This is a genomic window from Flavobacterium longum (genome assembly GCF_965137575.1).
GTDB lineage: Bacteria > Bacteroidota > Bacteroidia > Flavobacteriales > Flavobacteriaceae > Flavobacterium > Flavobacterium longum.
In genome coordinates this window covers 68,275-84,658 of the sequence record NZ_CBCRZJ010000009.1, presented here as the reverse complement: position 1 = coordinate 84,658, position 16,384 = coordinate 68,275, and the positions used below count along the sequence as shown (strand labels likewise).

At 48.3% G+C, this 16,384-nt stretch carries 12 protein-coding genes and 1 tRNA gene; 6 read left to right on the top strand and 7 right to left on the bottom strand.

Features of this window, described 5'->3' with window-relative positions; genetic code table 11:
• Window positions 1-73: 73 nt before the first annotated feature.
• From polA to ACM9J1_RS13910, 4 genes are all read right to left on the bottom strand, one after another.
• Window positions 74-2,902, bottom strand: coding sequence for a DNA polymerase I (gene polA / locus ACM9J1_RS13925; protein WP_415582696.1), 2,829 nt, complete (start codon window positions 2,900-2,902; stop codon window positions 74-76).
• 76 nt (window positions 2,903-2,978) lie between these two features.
• Window positions 2,979-3,392 carry a DUF1801 domain-containing protein gene (locus ACM9J1_RS13920; protein ID WP_415582695.1) on the bottom strand — a complete coding sequence of 138 codons (414 nt, stop codon included), beginning with the start codon at window positions 3,390-3,392 and terminating at the stop codon, window positions 2,979-2,981.
• A 294-nt stretch (window positions 3,393-3,686) separates the two neighbouring features.
• Window positions 3,687-4,223 (bottom strand): DUF4199 domain-containing protein, encoded by a 537-nt coding sequence (locus ACM9J1_RS13915; RefSeq protein WP_415582694.1) that lies wholly within the window; start codon window positions 4,221-4,223, stop codon window positions 3,687-3,689.
• Window positions 4,224-4,330: 107 nt separating this feature from the next.
• Entirely contained in the window at window positions 4,331-4,792 is a 462-nt protein-coding gene (locus tag ACM9J1_RS13910) for a helix-turn-helix transcriptional regulator (RefSeq protein ID WP_415582693.1), read from the bottom strand.
• Between the two features lie 161 nt (window positions 4,793-4,953).
• Between ACM9J1_RS13910 and ACM9J1_RS13905 the strand changes: the two genes are divergently transcribed.
• Together ACM9J1_RS13905 and ACM9J1_RS13900 are read left to right on the top strand one after the other, a co-directional pair.
• Complete coding sequence (locus ACM9J1_RS13905) at window positions 4,954-6,195, top strand: metallophosphoesterase (RefSeq protein WP_415582692.1); 1,242 nt, start codon at window positions 4,954-4,956, stop codon at window positions 6,193-6,195.
• Between the two features lie 73 nt (window positions 6,196-6,268).
• Complete coding sequence (locus ACM9J1_RS13900) at window positions 6,269-6,565, top strand: thioredoxin family protein (protein ID WP_415582691.1); 297 nt, start codon at window positions 6,269-6,271, stop codon at window positions 6,563-6,565.
• A gap of 15 nt (window positions 6,566-6,580) precedes the next feature.
• Here ACM9J1_RS13900 and ACM9J1_RS13895 read toward each other — a convergent pair whose 3' ends face one another.
• Both ACM9J1_RS13895 and ACM9J1_RS13890 read right to left on the bottom strand, forming a co-directional pair.
• Window positions 6,581-7,234 (bottom strand): polysaccharide deacetylase family protein, encoded by a 654-nt coding sequence (locus ACM9J1_RS13895; protein WP_415582689.1) that lies wholly within the window; start codon window positions 7,232-7,234, stop codon window positions 6,581-6,583.
• 7 nt (window positions 7,235-7,241) lie between these two features.
• Window positions 7,242-10,526 (bottom strand): glycosyltransferase family 117 protein, encoded by a 3,285-nt coding sequence (locus ACM9J1_RS13890; protein ID WP_415582688.1) that lies wholly within the window; start codon window positions 10,524-10,526, stop codon window positions 7,242-7,244.
• A 132-nt stretch (window positions 10,527-10,658) separates the two neighbouring features.
• On the opposite strand from ACM9J1_RS13890, the gene ACM9J1_RS13885 reads away from it, so the two are divergent.
• A tRNA-Gln gene (locus tag ACM9J1_RS13885) sits at window positions 10,659-10,729 on the top strand.
• A gap of 121 nt (window positions 10,730-10,850) precedes the next feature.
• Here the strand turns inward: ACM9J1_RS13885 and ACM9J1_RS13880 are convergent.
• A complete protein-coding gene (locus ACM9J1_RS13880; protein WP_415582687.1) occupies window positions 10,851-11,675 on the bottom strand; it encodes a universal stress protein in 825 nt (274 codons plus the stop codon).
• 168 nt (window positions 11,676-11,843) lie between these two features.
• Here ACM9J1_RS13880 and rimP point away from each other — a divergent pair, with 168 nt between their 5' ends.
• The 3 genes from rimP to infB are packed head-to-tail and all read left to right on the top strand — an operon-like array spanning window position 11,844 to window position 16,274.
• A complete protein-coding gene (gene rimP, locus ACM9J1_RS13875) occupies window positions 11,844-12,308 on the top strand; it encodes a ribosome assembly cofactor RimP (RefSeq protein WP_415582686.1) in 465 nt (154 codons plus the stop codon).
• A 12-nt stretch (window positions 12,309-12,320) separates the two neighbouring features.
• Complete coding sequence (gene nusA / locus ACM9J1_RS13870; RefSeq protein ID WP_415582685.1) at window positions 12,321-13,565, top strand: transcription termination factor NusA; 1,245 nt, start codon at window positions 12,321-12,323, stop codon at window positions 13,563-13,565.
• A 42-nt stretch (window positions 13,566-13,607) separates the two neighbouring features.
• Window positions 13,608-16,274 (top strand): translation initiation factor IF-2, encoded by a 2,667-nt coding sequence (gene infB / locus ACM9J1_RS13865; RefSeq protein WP_415582684.1) that lies wholly within the window; start codon window positions 13,608-13,610, stop codon window positions 16,272-16,274.
• Window positions 16,275-16,384 lie beyond the last annotated feature (110 nt).

The following is a 16,384-nucleotide window of genomic DNA, read 5'->3' as shown; positions in this document are numbered from 1 at the left end:
AGTTACAGCTTTACCGCTCCGATTCGTCCGGTTTTCAGGTAGATTTTAGGTGTACAAGCACGAAATAAATTACTTAATGCGCTGACAGCCAGTTTTCTCCTGTCCCCATTTCCACTTCAAGCGGCACGGCTAACGTAAATGCATTTTCCATTTCCGATTTAATCATCGGCCTGATGGCGTCCAATTCGTCTTTGTGTACATCGAAAACCAATTCGTCATGGACCTGCAGAAGCATCTTGCTTTTCCAATTTTCTGACGAAAGTTTCTTGTAGATGTTAATCATCGCAATCTTGATGATGTCGGCGGCGCTGCCCTGGATCGGTGCATTGACGGCGTTGCGTTCTGCCGCTTGACGCACCACGATGTTTTGCGAATTGATGTCTTTTAAGTAGCGACGGCGGCCCGAAATAGTTTGGGCATATCCGTTTTCGCGCGCCAGATCGATTTGTTCGTTGATGTATTGACGCAGCCTCGGATAGGTTTTATAGTATGCATCAATCAGGTCTTTTGATTCACTTCTGGACAATGACGTTTGGTTGCTCAGTCCAAATGCAGACACGCCATACACAATCCCGAAGTTGACGGTTTTGGCATGGCTGCGTTGGTCTCGCGTAACGTCTTCGGGCGACACATTGAATACTTTGGCGGCCGTTGAGCGGTGAATGTCTTCGCCGTTGCGGAATGCTTCAATCATATTCGGTTCGCCGCTGAGTGCGGCAATGATGCGGAGTTCGATCTGCGAATAGTCGGCAGAGAGCAAAATGTAGTTTTCATCTCGGGGCACGAACGCTTTCCGGATCAATCGGCCACGCTCGGTCCTGATCGGGATGTTCTGCAGGTTTGGGTTGTTGGAACTGAGCCTTCCGGTGGCGGCGACGGCTTGCATATAGTCTGTATGCACGCGCCCAGTCTTGGTGCACACTTGTAGCGGCAGGGCTTCCACATACGTATTTTGTAGTTTCACCAATTGTCTCCAATCCAAAATGTCTTGCACAAATGGGCTCGAAAGCGCCAAGTAGGAAAGGATATCTTCGCCGGTGGCGTATTGACCGGTTTTTGTCTTTTTCTGTTTTGCGCCGCCGATCTTGAGTTTGTCGAACAGGATTTCACCGAGTTGCTTCGGTGAGGCGAGGTTGAATTTTTCTCCCGCAGCTTCGTAGATCTTCGCTTCAAGGATTTTGATTTCTTCGGCCATTTCACCCGACAGCGATTTCAGGAAATCCGTATCGAGCCGCACGCCTTCCATTTCCATCGAGGCCAGGACTTGCACGAGCGGTGTTTCGATGTCGTCGAAGAGTTTGCGCGTGCCGGTCTGGTCGAGTTGTGGCGCAAATACTTCCTTGAGTTGCCAGGTCACGTCGGCATCTTCGGCGGCATATTCCTTAATGTCTTCCAAATCCACGTCGCGCATGCTCTTTTGGTTCTTGCCCTTTTTGCCGATGAGCGATTCGATGGATTTGGGCGAATAATTCAGGTAGCTCTCAGACAGTACGTCCATGTTGTGGCGCATGTCTGGGTTGATGAGGTAATGCGCCAGCATCGTGTCGAACAATTTGCCTTTTACCGCAATCCCGTAATTCATCATGATCTTGATGTCGTATTTCAGGTTTTGCCCGATTTTCTCTATGCCTTCATGCTCGAAAAACGGCAGGAATTTCTCGGCCAAAGCCTTCGCTTGCTGGAAATCATCGGGGAACGGCACATAGAAACCCTTGCCTTTTTCCCACGAAAATGACATCCCGACGAGTTCGGCGGTGAGCGGATCAATGCCGGTGGTTTCGGTGTCCCAGCTCACGGCAGCTTGTTTCAAGAGATTTTGTACGAGGATTTTAACGCCCATGTCGCCTTGCACGACTTGATAGAAATGTTCGGTATTTTCGAGGGTATTAAAATTATTTTTAACGTAGTCTGTTTCACCGTCGGGCCCCGAAAACAAATCAAATTGGTCGCTCTTGGTGATGGTTTTTGTCGGGGCAAGTTCCGTGGTGGTTTCCACAGCTGCGTAAGATGCCGGATTGCTGTAGAACAAGCTGTTGAATTGCTCGGCGAGCCTGCGGAATTCCAATTCCTGGAACAGCGCTTCCACTTTGGCGGAATCCGGTTTCGACAATTCGTAATCTTCGGCTACAAATTTTACGTCGCAATCGCAGAGAATAGTGGCCAGTTGTTTGGACAACAGTCCGAGTTCTTTGTTGGCTTCGATGTTTTCCTTCATCTTGCCCTTGAGTTGGTGTGTGTTCTCGAGCAGGTTTTCCATCGACCCGAATTCCTTCAGGAGTTTCTTGGCCGTGACTTCGCCCACGCCGGGCAACCCGGGAATGTTATCGACCGCATCGCCCATCATGCCCAGGAAATCGATGACTTGTTCCGGCCTTTCAATTTCGAAGCGTTCCAAGACTTCGGGCACGCCCCAGATTTCGATGCCGTTGCCCAGCCGCGCCGGTTTGTAGATGAAAATATTCTCTGAAACGAGTTGCGCGAAATCCTTGTCTGGCGTCACCATGAACACCTGGTAATTTTCCTTTTCGGCCTGTTTGGCGATCGTGCCGATCAAGTCGTCGGCTTCGCAACCTTCGAGCTCGATGATCGGGATGTGCATTGCTTCGAGAATCCTATGGATGTACGGCACGGCGATGAGTATCGCTTCGGGCGTTTCGCTTCGGTTTGATTTGTATTCGGCGAACATTTCACTGCGCACATGGCTGCCGCCTTTGTCAAACGCTACGGCCAAATGATCGGGTTTTTCGCGTTTGATGACATCGAGCAATGAATTCATGAAACCCAATATCGCGGACGTGTCCATGCCTTTGGAATTGATCCTCGGGTTTTTGATGAAAGCATAATAGCCACGGAAAATCAAGGCGTACGCGTCGAGCAGGAAAAGGCGTTTTTGTTCGGCCATAAAAAGAAAATTTACAAGTTTTTACGCAGTCGCGTAGGCTCGTAAAAGTACGCAAAGCGGCGTAAACTAAAAAACGCTACGGGTTCTTTGCCGCCGATTGGATGATTTTTTCCAATACCGATAGGTTCACGTCTTCGAGCTTGTTGATGTAAAGGCAACCCACGCCTGTTTTGTGTTTACCGAGCATCTGTAATTCGTCCTGCAGGGCATTAATGTCAATAACCAAGTGAAGCGACAAATTGGCCTTGCGTGGCGAAAAACCAATCTTAAACCAATTGACCTCGCGCCCCGTTTTTGGACTTTTGTAACGCACTTCGCCGAAGCCGATGATGGATGTGCCCCACATTTTCGGTTTTTCCCCGGTGGATGTCATCATAATCGAAAGCAGTTTAAAGCTGTCGTCGCGCTTGGTTGGGTCGGCAATCGTATTGAGGAAATCTTCAACGACTGCCGTCGTGGCTTGGGTTTTTATTTGTACGAGTTTGCCCATGATGATGTTGATAAAGTTGCAAGTCAATCAAAAATGTAATCCTTTGGTTGTTAACGTGTTAAAATTCTAAAAAAGTGTATTTTGAATTTGGCATTTTGCTGATTGTGATGTAATTTTAAGTCGTGGTTCTGATTTATTAATGATTTGGAAAACACGTCTTTCGGATGGTTTATATCATCGCAAAGAAGTTCCGATGTCCGGTCATACTTTTAGTGTAGCACCCGGTACTAATCAATCAGAATCATACTTATATGAAAGGAGGCTTTTTCGGCCTCCTTTTTTGTTTGGAAATGTTTACGTGTTGGCCAACGGCGCCTGGCGGTTTCGCCTCAAAATGATGGCAGCCAGAAGCGAGGCGAGAATGCCCACGGGAAGGATTTCCTGATAGGTCGAGAAGAAAACGTACACGGGATTCTTGTAGTTTTCGATCATGACGTCGAACTCTTTTTGGGTTTCTGCGATGACATCGGCCGAAACACCTGAATCCTGCATCTGTTTTATCGTTCCCGCGGAATATTTTTCCATGAAATCGGGCACGAAGAAAGAATGTTCAAACGTCCAAGCGCTCACGTAAACCGTTGAAGCGATCACGCTGATCAGCAGCCCGATCAAGAATGCTTTCCCGAACGAAATGGCGCCGTTGCCGTGCTTTTCGCGGTATTTGTTGACCGCAACGAAAATGAACGAGAACGCGATGATCATTCCGGTGAAGCCCAGCACCATTCCCCAGATGCCGTCCACGCAATCCATTCCGATAATCAAAGTGATGATCATGGCCAGGCAAGAAATCACGCCTGCAATCAAGCCGTAAGTAAGTACAATTTTTTTCATGTGATATGGTTTTTAATTGACGCAAAGTTGCACAATCGGGATTTTTATGCGGTCATACTTTCGGGTGAATTGACCGTCATATGCGGCTTTTCACCCTTTTTGATGAGTCACGGGATGATGCCGAGTTGCTTGGCTTTTTCCACCGCCTGCGTGCGCCGTTTGGCCTCGAGTTTCTCAAATAGATTGGTGGCGTGGGTTTTCACGGTGTTGGTGGAAACGAACAATGCGTCGGCGATTTCTTTGTTGCTGTGGCCCGATGCCATGAGTTCGAGCACGTCGATTTCGCGTTTGCTGATATTCCGTGCGGTACATTCGGCCTCGTTGCGACTGAATTCCTGAGGCGGCAAAACCTGCTTTTCGACAATGACGGTTTTCTCCTTTGGGCGGTTCAGTTTCAGCGCGAGCCAGATGCCCAAACCTGTAAAAATCAACGCAATCAGCCCGGCGTAAATCTCAAACGAATGGCGGTAAATCAGGAATTTCACTTCCAGCCAACGCAAGGCGATGAGCACGACCGCCATGGACAGCGCATACCCGATGAAACTTTTATTTTTCGCGAGGACAGACATTCTCCCAAAGATAACAAACCTCTTGATTTATTGGATGAATTTTCGCTTCTGCAACAAATGTTAAAAATTACCTAGTGCGGCTACATTTGTATAGGTAATCGTCGTTAATTTGTGACGCAAAGGCCAAAAGCCTCGTACTACAAAGTAAATTTCTTTTGCCCATGGTGTTTCGGCTGTTGCTTTTCGTTGCCGTTTTCATAATGATCGAGGATTATGCCTACCAAGCCGTCCGGGCAGCGGTGAAGGTGAAATGGGTTGCGACGGCCTATGAAATCGTCAGCATTCTTACCTTTATATATATCGTCTGGCAGATGGCGCAATTTGATCGGTCTGTCGGGCAAACCAAAACCACATTATTTACGCTCGGTCTTTTGCTGCTCTGGTTCGTTCCCAAATTGGTCTTGACCATTGTGCTCTTGGGCGAAGACCTGGTCAGTTTCGTCACCACGATTTTCCGCGGATTCAGCAAGCCATCGGGAACGGAGTTACAAGAATATATTCCGGGCCGTCGGAGATTCGTTAGCCAGATTGGTCTTGGACTGGCCGCGATTCCTTTCCTGTCGCTGATTTATGGCATGGTCAAAGGCAAGTATGATTACCACGTCATGCGCCAGCGGGTGTATTTCGATGATTTGCCCGATGCTTTTGACGGTTTTACAATCACACAGATCTCAGATGTCCATTCGGGCAGTTTTGACAATCCGGAGAAAATCCAATATGCGATCGATCTCATCAACGCGCAACAATCCGACATGATTTTGTTCACCGGTGACATCGTCAATACGCACGCGACCGAAATGCATCCTTGGATTGAGACGTTCAACAAAATGCATACGCCGGCATTCGGGAAACATGCCGTTTTGGGGAACCACGATTACGGCGAATACATTCAGTGGAAATCGCTCAAGGAAAAAGAGGAAAACTTTAAAGGTATCAAAGACGTTTACCGACAAATCGGGTTCAACTTGATGCTCAACGAAAACCGTTACATTAAAAAAGGCAACGACAAGATTGCGCTGGTGGGCGTGGAGAACTGGGGCTACAAGTTCAAGAAGGCCGGCGATTTGAAAAAGGCTTCGGAAGGCTTGGCGCCTGATGATTTCAAGATTTTGATGTCACACGATCCGTCACATTGGGACATGGAAGTCAAGGATTACCACTTGCCGTATCATTTAACATTGTCTGGGCACACGCACGGCTTCCAGTTCGGGATTGAAATTCCAGGTGTCGTAAAATGGAGTCCGGCGCAGTATTTTTACAAGCAATGGGCCGGCCTGTACGAACATCTGGGCCGCTATATATATGTCAACCGCGGGTTTGGCTACCATGCGTATCCGGGTCGCGTAGGCATCAGGCCTGAAATAACCGTTATTGAACTAAAAAAACGAGGTGATATGGCATAATTCGTTTAAAATGTTACATTTGTATCACTAAGCGCAATTTTACCCGCTAAAACGCCAACTAAAATTCATTAAGATGTCAAAATTCGGAGAACTTATTAATGCCCCGGTTCCGGTCCTGATAGATTTCTACACCGAGTGGAATGACCAGTCCGTGTCGATGCATCCTGTCATCAGGGATGTGGCTGCGGCCTTGGGCGATAAGGCGAAAGTAATCAAGATAGACGTTGACAAAAACCAGGAATTGGCCGATGCTCTCAGGATTAAAAACCTGCCGACCTTGATGATTTACAAGGAAGGCCAGATGGTTTGGAGACAGTCGGGAGAACTTGATGCCAACACCTTGATAGGGTTGGTCCAAGAACAGATTTAATCTTACTTATATAGGTTATTGAATGGCTTCCATCGCGAAGCCATTTTCTTTTAGATACGCCAAGGTTTTCGGCAGGGCGAACTGCAGATTTTCGAACGCTTTTACGCTGTCGTGAAAAATCACCACGCTGCCGGGCCGGATGTTTCTCAGGACATTTTCAAGGCATTGCTCCGGCGTGATGGTTTGGTCGAAATCGGCGCTCAATACATCCCACATGACAATCCGGTATCCCATTTTACGCAACGCGCGCGATTGCGACCTGCTCGCTTTGGCGTACGGCGGACGGAACAGTTGTTTGTTGATGCCTGCCATTTCCTGTTCGCATTTTGCCACATTATCCAAATAGGTGTCGTGGTCGGTTTTCCAGCCGTTCATGTGGTTGTAGGTGTGGTTGCCTACGGTGTGTCCGGCTGCGATGACTTTCTGGAAAATGTCACGGTGGGATGCAATGTTGTGCCCGATGCAGAAAAACGTGGCTTTGGCGTTGTAGGGTTCGAGTTTATCGAGAACCCATTGCGTGATTTCGGGAGTTGGGCCGTCGTCGAACGTAAGGTAAACAGTCTTGTTGCCCGACGGTATACTCCAAATATACTCCGGGAACAACTTCTTGATGAGCCAGTGCGTCTTAATCCAATACGGTTTCATAAAAAAGCCGGCATTCACCGGCATTTATTATTTATTCGTTGTCGCGTCCAAACCGCTTGAACATTTCGTTGTACTTGTTGAATATCGGGCGGTTCTTATTATAGAAGTCCAAATCGCGGTGGTCTTTCATCACGATGAGCAAACTGCGGTAGCGCTCAATATCGGTCATGATGTCCATCGAAATGCTGCTTTGCTGGCTGATGTCCATCCCGTGATAGAATGTCAGGTTCTGTTGGTATTTCTTTGCCAGTTTGTCCAGTAGTTGGCGCGCCTTTTCGGTTTCGCCCACTTTGTAATAGCCGGCGGCAAAAGGTTCAACCATCGTATAGTAGCCATAAAGATCAACCGGCATTTTGGTCATGGCCAGGTCGATGATGTTTTTGGCCTTTTCGATCTTGCCTTCCTTGATGAGTTGGTCCATCAGTCGCGACAAGTTGGTGCGATAGGTAATGCTGTTTTTGCGCGTTTCCGGATCTTGGTAAATTTTCGTGCTCTCGCCATTGCCCCAGTCAAATTTCATGACCAGGTCATACATTTTATCCGAGTCGATTTTGCCCATGTCCAACGGGCTGGCGTCTTTCGCAATCGGCGTTTTGATTGGTACGAGTTTGTACACCATGCCGTCGAGTTGCAGGTAATCTTTCATCCAAAGGTAATCTTCGTCTCCAAAGCTGCCGCCGGTGAAATAAATCGGGCGTTTCCAATTATTGTTGTTCAGGAAATCCAGCATCATCAATCGGTTTTTGTACAAACCTGAACCGGTGATTTTGATGTCGATGTACGGCACAATGGAGTCATAATCCTTGGCGCTTACGGCCTTGTTCTTGATGACGGCTTCTTTGTCCACCGGAATGCGGATGCGGTTGGTCGGGTAGAAGTGGATCTTTTGCCCATTGCTCAATTCGAGCGTCGTCCGGTCATCGTCACTTTTAATGAAACGCATCAGTTCGTTCAACGTAATAATCGAATCAAACACCGGTTGGTGCGCCACGAAATCGAGTTTGTCGCCGACGTACTCTTCGTGTTTGAAGGAAATCGGCAGCCCATCGGCTTCGTAGGTCTTGAACTTCATCTGGTCGGTGTACCAATCGGTCATGAGCAAGCTCGTGCAGACGATTTTGACGTCTGGTCTTACATGTTCGATTTCCTGCGCATACCACAGCGGGAATGTATCGTTGTCTCCGATGGTAAACAGAACGGCGTTTTTGTCACATGAATTGAGATAATTCTTCGCCATCGCAATGGCGGTGTAACGGCCAGATCGGTCATGGTCATCCCAATTTTGCGAGGCCATTAACACCGGTGCAGCCAAAAGTGACGCGGCAACGGCGATTATCCCCGCCGTGCGTGGCTGGAGGAACTTCCGGATGTAATCGTAAATCGCGTACACGCCAAACCCAACCCAAATCGCAAAGACGTAGAACGACCCTACAAGTGCATAATCGCGTTCGCGCGGCTCAAACGGCCTTTCGTTGAGGTAAATCTTGAGCGCCAATCCAGTGAACAAGAACAGCACGAGTAGGACATAAAAGCTTTTCTGGTCTTTGTTGGCGTGGTAAATCATGCCCAGAATCCCGAGGATGAAAGGCAGGAAGAAATACACGTTTCGGCCTTTGTTGTTGGCCACATCGTCCGGCAAATTGTCTTGCGAGCCCAAGTGCATCCGGTCAATGAAACCAATGCCCGAGAGCCAGTTCCCGTCGAGGTTGTCGTATTTTCCTTGAATGTCATTCTGGCGGCCGGTAAAATTCCACATCAGGTAACGCCAGAACATGTAACCGAATTGGTATTCGAACATGAAGCTGAGGTTGTCACCCGTAGTCGGTTTGTCGATGATCAAATAGTCGCCGTAGCTTTTCAGGAACTGCACGTAACCTTCGGTGTCAATCTGTCCTGACGCATACGCCTTGCGGAATTCCGTCACGGTTTTCTCGACTTCGCCGCGAAGTTGCTGTTCGGCGGCGGCCAGTTCTTCTTCGGTCAAACGGTTCGGGTCAATGCCGTATTTGCCCAATTCGTCGATATAATCATAATTCGGATTCAGCCTGAAGTCCGGCACGCGGGTGAAATTCATGTAATTTTCCGCATGGTCTGTACTCCAAAGGCGCGGTAGGATGGCTTTGTGTGCATCGTCCGTGTTCTGCTCGGTTTTTTCCCAGCGGTTGGTGATGATGTATTTTCCGCTCGCGTAATCGCGCTCGTAGTTGGGCGCTTTGTCCAGGTATGGGTTTTCCTTATCGAGCCCGGCAAACATATCGGTGTATTGTGGGCCATAGAACAGCGGGTTAACACCGTACTGTTCGCGGTTGTAATAGGCCAGGACTTCGGCAGCATCGGACGGTTTGTTCTCGTTGATTGGCGGGTTGGCATTGGCACGGATCGGCAACATCATCCAAGTTGAGAATCCAATGAACAGGAAAAGCAAACAAAGGGAAATCGTATTCAAATGCGCATGTCCTTTCGCCTTGGTATATCGCAGGCTGAAATAGAAGAATGCGATGAGCAACAACAGCGCGAAAATCGTCCCGGAGTTAAACGGCATCCCGAAACTGTTCACCATGAAAATCTCGGTATTGCCGAAGAACGCCATCGTCCAGGGCAAAAGCAATTTAAAGATGAAAAGCAAAATCGACACGATCACCACATTGGCGATGATGAAATTCTTTACCGTGATGGTTTTGTAATGTTTGAAATAGTAGAGTAACCCGATGGACGGAATGGTCAAGAGCGCCATGAAATGCACGCCGAAAGAAAGCCCGACAACGAGCGATATCACCAACAGCCAACGGTTGCCGCGCGGTTTGTCCATGTCTTGTTCCCAACGCAGGCCGAGCCAGAAGAGCAGCGCAATGAGCAATGACGCCATCGCATACACTTCGGCTTCCACGGCGTTGAACCAAAAGCTGTCCGAATAGGCAAACGCCAAACTCCCGACAAATGAACTTCCGAGAATGGCAATATTATGGTCTTTCGTGACTTCGGTATAACCCGATACGATTTTGCGCAGTACAATCGTGGATGACCAGAACATCAGCAAAATCGTAAATGCGCTCGAAATTACAGATAGCATGTTGACCATCAAGGCAATAAGCTGGTCGTTTCCAAATGCAAAAAGCGCAAAAAACGCCCCGAGCATCTGGAACAATGGCGCGCCTGGCGGGTGTCCAACCTCAAGCTTGGCGGCCGTTGCGATGTACTCGCCGCAATCCCAGAAACTCATGGTCGGTTCTACGGTAAGCGAGTAGGTGATAAGGGCAATCAAAAAGGCAGTCCAGCCAAGAATAGTATCCCATTTCTTGAAGTTGAATGGCACCATGCGTAAGGTTTTAATTTTGTGATACAAAGAAACTGTTTTTTTGATTAACGAAATGCTAAAAAGATTTTTTTGATAAAATTTCGCCGAACGCTTGGAAGAAATAAAATATGTACTAAATTTGCACCCCGGTAATGACCCATGGTGTAATGGTAACACTACTGATTTTGGTTCAGTCATTCTAGGTTCGAGTCCTAGTGGGTCAACAAAAAAATCCCTGCTCAATCGAGTGGGGATTTTTTGTTTTTTGGCCGATTCACAGCCAAAAAAAGCTTCCGTAAGTGGAAGCTTTTTGTCTATATATTTTTGATTTAGAAGAATCGAAAATCAAATCTTAAACGTAATCACCGGCCTCACCGCGTGGTTCACCAAATCTTCTGCGGTGCTGCCATTGAAGAAGTGAGAGAAACCGGTGCGTCCGTGCGTGCACATGCCAATGAGGTCAGCATCTACTTTATTGGCGAAATTCAAGATGCCTTTTTCTACGTTCGCATCGTTGTAAATGTGCGCCGAATAGTTGCTTAGGTTGAATTCGCTGATGAAATCGCTCATGATGCCTTCTGCGATGTGCGTGGGCTTGAAGCTATTTGGCGTATTGATCATCACCAGGTGCAAATGCGCCTTGAAAATATCGGCCAACGCTTTTACCTTTTGGAATGGTTTCTTGATTTCGGCGGAGAAGTCTGACGCAAAAACGAAGTTGGCGGCAGAGAAATTCGGCGTTTCGTTCTTGATGACCAAAACCGGTACTTCAGAAGCGCGTACGACTTTTTCAGTGTTCGAGCCGATGAACATTTCTTGGAAACCGCTGGCGCCGTGCGAACCCATGACGATGAAATCTACATCGTTCTTTTTGCTGATGTTGATGATGCCTTCGAAAGCCTTTTCAAACTGGATGACTTCAGAAACGGTGATGCCCTTGAGGTAGTCCACTTCCATCAGGTCTTCGAGTTTGCTGATGACGCGGTTCTTAAAATACATGATCTCAGGGATATCGCTTCCCGAACTCAAAGCGTCGCCACCCTGATGCGGCAGCTCGAGCATGTGCAACAAAATAATCTCGCTGTTGTTCGCGCGGGCTATTTGTGCGGCCACTTTTAAGGCGTATTCGGCATGCTTGGAAAAATCGGTCGGGACTAAAATTCGTTTCATAAATTGTAAGTGATTGTATTATAAATTGAACATCTTTTTTACCCAATAAAGGTAAGGTTTTTTTTAACATCGCCAATCATTTTTGTTTTTTGAAAAAAAGCCTATATTTGCACCGTTATTTATAAAGCTAAATAATGAGGGGACAGATTGTCCCCTCTTTTTATACTTATGACGTTTAAAGAAAAAGTTACCGGCTTGTTACACACCGCACTGGAAGAGCGTCCGTCGTTGTTCCTGATCGAGTTGTCCATCAACGACAGTAACAAAATTATTGTTACTTTAGATGGAGATAACGGCGTGACGCTACAAGATTGCATTGATGTGAGCCGCGCCATCGAACACAACCTCGATCGCGAAGAACATGATTTTGCACTTGAAGTGGCTTCGGCCGGCGTATCGACACCGCTGAAAATCGCCCGACAGTATAAAAAGAACATTGGCCGTACGCTGAAAGTAAAAACAGCCACGGAGACCATCAAAGCGCCGCTTACCGCCGCCACTGATGACGCCATCGTGCTGGAATGGGAGGCGCGCGAACCCAAAAAAGTGGGAAAAGGCAAGGAGACCGTCCAGAAAAAACTGGAAATCCCTTACGCAGACATAAAAGAAGCAGTGGTTACTATAACATTTTAAATTACAATTTGAATGGAAAATTTAGCATTGATTGAGTCGTTTTCAGAATTCAAGGATGACAAGCTCATCGACCGCGTGACGCTGATGGCGATCCTAGAAGATGTATTCCGCAACGCATTGAAGAAGAAATATGGCTCAGATGACAATTTTGACATCATCATCAACCCTGACAAGGGCGATATGGAAATCTGGAGAAGGCGCGTTATCGTAGCCGACGAAGATCTTGACCTGGAGAATGAAGAGATTACGCTTACCGAAGCGCGCAAAATTGAACCTGACTTTGAAATCGGGGAAGAAGTTTCAGAAGAAGTAAAACTGATAGATCTCGGCCGTCGTGCCATTTTGGCCTTGCGCCAGAACCTGATCTCTAAAATCCACGAACACGACAATACCAATCTATACAAGCAATTCAAGGATTTGATCGGCGAAATTTATACTGCCGAAGTACATCACGTACGGCCACGTGTCGTTATTTTGGTGGACGACGAAGGCAACGAAATCGTCCTTCCGAAAGAAAAGCAAATCCCGTCGGACTTTTTCCGCAAAGGCGACAGTGTCCGCGGCATCATCGAGAACGTGGAACTAAAAGGCAACAAGCCGCAAATCATCATGTCGCGTACCTCAGAGAAATTCCTCGAGAAATTGTTCGAGCAGGAAATCCCTGAAGTATTCGACGGTTTGATCATGGTGAAAAACGTGGTGCGCATTCCGGGCGAAAAAGCGAAAGTCGCCGTAGATTCGTACGACGACCGCATCGATCCGGTTGGTGCCTGCGTGGGTATGAAAGGTTCGCGCATCCACGGCATCGTACGTGAATTGGGCAACGAAAACATCGACGTGATCAACTACACGACCAACACGAATTTATACATCACCCGTGCACTCAGCCCGGCGAAAGTATCGTCCATTAAAATCGACGAAGAAAACAAACGCGCCGAAGTATTTTTGAAACTGGAAGAAGTATCGAAAGCCATTGGCCGCGGCGGGCACAACATTAAATTGGCAGGATTGCTCACCGGCTATGAACTCGATGTCATCCGTGAAGGCAATGTGGCCGAAGAAGAAGACGACGTAGAACTCACTGAATTCTCAGACGAAATCGACGGCTGGGTCATTGACGAGTTTGCGAAAATCGGGCTTGATACGGCGCGCAGCGTACTGAAACAAGACGTGTCTGACCTGGTACGCCGCACAGACCTTGAGGAAGAGACAATCCTCGATGTCATGCGCATCCTCAAGGCCGAGTTTGAAAATTAAACGACAACAACAACACAACCCAAGGTAACTTAAAAGGTATTTATGTCTGAAGAAAAAACAATAAGAATCAACAAGGTTTTAAGGGAATTCAATATTTCGTTGGACCGCGCCGTCGATTACCTGAAGGAAAAGGGAATCGCCGTCGAGTCTAACCCGAACGCCAAGATCACCGAGGCGGAATATGGAATCCTGCAGGCCCAGTTTGCCGGCGACAAAGGCAACAAGGTCGCTTCGATGGAAGTGGGCGAGGAAAAGCGCAAGGAAAAAGAGGCGCTGCGAATCGAGCGCGAGAAAGAAATCGAAGACAAGCGTCGTTATGACGAAGAGCGCGCACGCCAAATGGAAGTGATCAAGGCAAAAGCATCGGTCACCGGCCCGAAAACCGTGGGCAGCATCGATCTCGATCCTAAAAAACCGGAAGCCGCGCCTGAACCGAAGGCCGAGGCCGCACCTGTAGCGCCTAAAGTCGAGCCGGTAAAACCAGTTGCGGCGGAACCATCGGTTGAACCTGCTGCCGAAAAGCCAGCAGAGGAAACCTTCCAGACACAATACCAAAAACTCTCCGGTGCCACCTTAACCGGACAAACCATCGACCTGTCTCAATTTAATAGGCCGAAAAAGAAAAAAGAAGATCCGAAGCCAGCGGCTGGCGGCGATGCTGCAGCCAAGAATAAGCGCAAACGCATCCCAACCAAACCGGGCGAATCGCGTCCGGGAATGGGTCAAGGCCAGAATGCGGGCAAAGGCGGACAACGTCCTGGTATCGGCAAAGGCCGTCCTGCCATCGTAGCCAAAGTGGAGCCAACCGAGGAAGAGGTCAAAAACCAAATCCGGGAAACGCTCGAAAAACTGCAGGGCAAAGGAAGCAAATCCAAAGCCGCGAAGTATCGTAGGGAAAAGCGTGACACGCACCGATTAAAGTCTGAAGACGAGCAAAGAACGCTCGAAGAAGGTAGCAAAACGCTCAAAGTCACCGAGTTTGTAACTGTTGGTGAATTGGCCGCGATGATGGATGTACCAATCACGAAAGTCATCGGAACCTGTATGTCGCTCGGCATCATGGTGACGCAAAACCAGCGTCTGGATGCCGAAACCATGACCATCGTAGCCGACGAATTTGGTTTTGAAGTAGAATTCATCACCACCGATATCGAGGAAAACCTCATGGTGGAAGAAGACAGGCCGGAAGATTTGACGCCGCGTGCGCCAATCGTGACCGTCATGGGCCACGTTGACCACGGTAAAACATCGCTCCTGGATTACATCCGTAAAGAGAATGTGATTGCGGGCGAATCGGGCGGTATCACACAGCACATCGGTGCTTATGGTGTAATGCTCGACAACGGTCAGAAAATCACATTCCTTGATACACCGGGTCACGAAGCGTTTACCGCGATGCGTGCCCGTGGTGCCCAGGTTACTGATATCGCCATTATCGTAATCGCGGCTGACGACGCCATCATGCCACAGACACGTGAGGCCATCAGCCACGCACAAGCAGCGGGCGTTCCCATCATTTTCGCCATCAACAAGGTTGATAAACCAACCGCCAATCCGGATAAAATCAAGGAGCAATTGGCCACCATGAATTTGCTCGTGGAAGAATGGGGTGGAAAGATCCAATCCGAAGATATTTCAGCCAAAACCGGTTTGAAAGTCAAGGAATTGCTTGAAAAGGTGTTGCTCGAAGCCGAAATCCTCGACCTGAAAGCCAACGCAGATCGTCTGGCGCAAGGAACGGTGGTGGAAGCGCAACTCGACAAAGGGAAAGGTTACGTCGCTACAATCCTGGTGCAAAACGGCACGTTACGCGTTGGCGATTACATGCTGGCCGGGAAGAACCACGGGAAAATACGGGCGATGCACGACGAGCGCGGCCACGTAATCAAGGAAGCTGGCCCGTCCACGCCGGTATCGGTGCTCGGACTCGATGGCGCGCCAACGGCAGGCGACAAGTTTGTCGTGTTCGAAGACGAGCGCGAAGCCAAGCAAATTGCCGCAAAACGCACGCAGTTGCAACGGGAACTTTCGGTACGTACGCAAAAGCACATTACGCTTGCGGAAATCGGAAGGCGAATCGCGCTGGGCCAATTCAAGGAACTCAACATCATCATCAAAGGTGACGTGGACGGATCGGTAGAAGCGCTTTCCGACTCTTTCTCGAAATTGTCAACCGAAGAAATCCAGGTCAATATCATCCACAAAGGCGTTGGTGCCATTACCGAAACCGACGTGAATCTTGCTTCGGCATCAGATGCCATCATCATCGGCTTTAACGTGCGTCCGTCATCGAGCGCGAAACAGTTGGCCGACCGCGAGGAAATCGACATCCGTAATTACTCGATCATTTATGACGCGATTGACGATTTGAAGGATGCGATGGAAGGCATGTTGTCGCCGGAAATGAAGGAAGAAATCACAGGTACGGCGGAAATCCGCGAGTTGTTCAAGATTTCGAAAGTCGGTACGATTGCGGGCTGTATGGTTACCGACGGAAAGATTTACCGTTCGGCCAAGGTACGCATCATCCGCGACGGCGTAGTGGTTCACACTGGCGAATTGACCGCGTTGAAACGCTTCAAGGACGATGTGAAGGAAGTTTCCAAAGGCTACGATTGCGGTATCCAGATCAAAGGTTACAATGACATCGAAATCAACGATTTGATTGAATCCTTCCAGGAAGTCGCGGTGAAGAAGAAGTTGAAATAATTACGGGCTTCTCGTTTGAAGTTTCTCAATAAAAAAAGCATCCACAAACGGATGCTTTTTTTATGCTTGAATGTTCGGTTCCGTATAATTTTGAACCCTGAACTTGGAAT

Excerpts from the sequence above, each read along its gene's own strand:
- rimP (WP_415582686.1), top strand. The coding sequence starts at position 11,844 with ATGACGTTTAAAGAAAAAGTTACCGGCTTGTTACACACCGCACTGGAA.
- ACM9J1_RS13910 (WP_415582693.1), bottom strand. The coding sequence starts at position 4,792 with ATGTCTGTCCTCGCGAAAAATAAAAGTTTCATCGGGTATGCGCTGTCC.
- polA (WP_415582696.1), bottom strand. The coding sequence starts at position 2,902 with ATGGCCGAACAAAAACGCCTTTTCCTGCTCGACGCGTACGCCTTGATT.
- ACM9J1_RS13880 (WP_415582687.1), bottom strand. The coding sequence starts at position 11,675 with ATGAAACGAATTTTAGTCCCGACCGATTTTTCCAAGCATGCCGAATAC.
- ACM9J1_RS13895 (WP_415582689.1), bottom strand. The coding sequence starts at position 7,234 with ATGCCGGTGAATGCCGGCTTTTTTATGAAACCGTATTGGATTAAGACG.
- ACM9J1_RS13890 (WP_415582688.1), bottom strand. The coding sequence starts at position 10,526 with ATGGTGCCATTCAACTTCAAGAAATGGGATACTATTCTTGGCTGGACT.
- nusA (WP_415582685.1), top strand. The coding sequence starts at position 12,321 with ATGGAAAATTTAGCATTGATTGAGTCGTTTTCAGAATTCAAGGATGAC.
- ACM9J1_RS13920 (WP_415582695.1), bottom strand. The coding sequence starts at position 3,392 with ATGGGCAAACTCGTACAAATAAAAACCCAAGCCACGACGGCAGTCGTT.
- infB (WP_415582684.1), top strand. The coding sequence starts at position 13,608 with ATGTCTGAAGAAAAAACAATAAGAATCAACAAGGTTTTAAGGGAATTC.
- ACM9J1_RS13905 (WP_415582692.1), top strand. The coding sequence starts at position 4,954 with ATGGTGTTTCGGCTGTTGCTTTTCGTTGCCGTTTTCATAATGATCGAG.
- ACM9J1_RS13915 (WP_415582694.1), bottom strand. The coding sequence starts at position 4,223 with ATGAAAAAAATTGTACTTACTTACGGCTTGATTGCAGGCGTGATTTCT.
- ACM9J1_RS13900 (WP_415582691.1), top strand. The coding sequence starts at position 6,269 with ATGTCAAAATTCGGAGAACTTATTAATGCCCCGGTTCCGGTCCTGATA.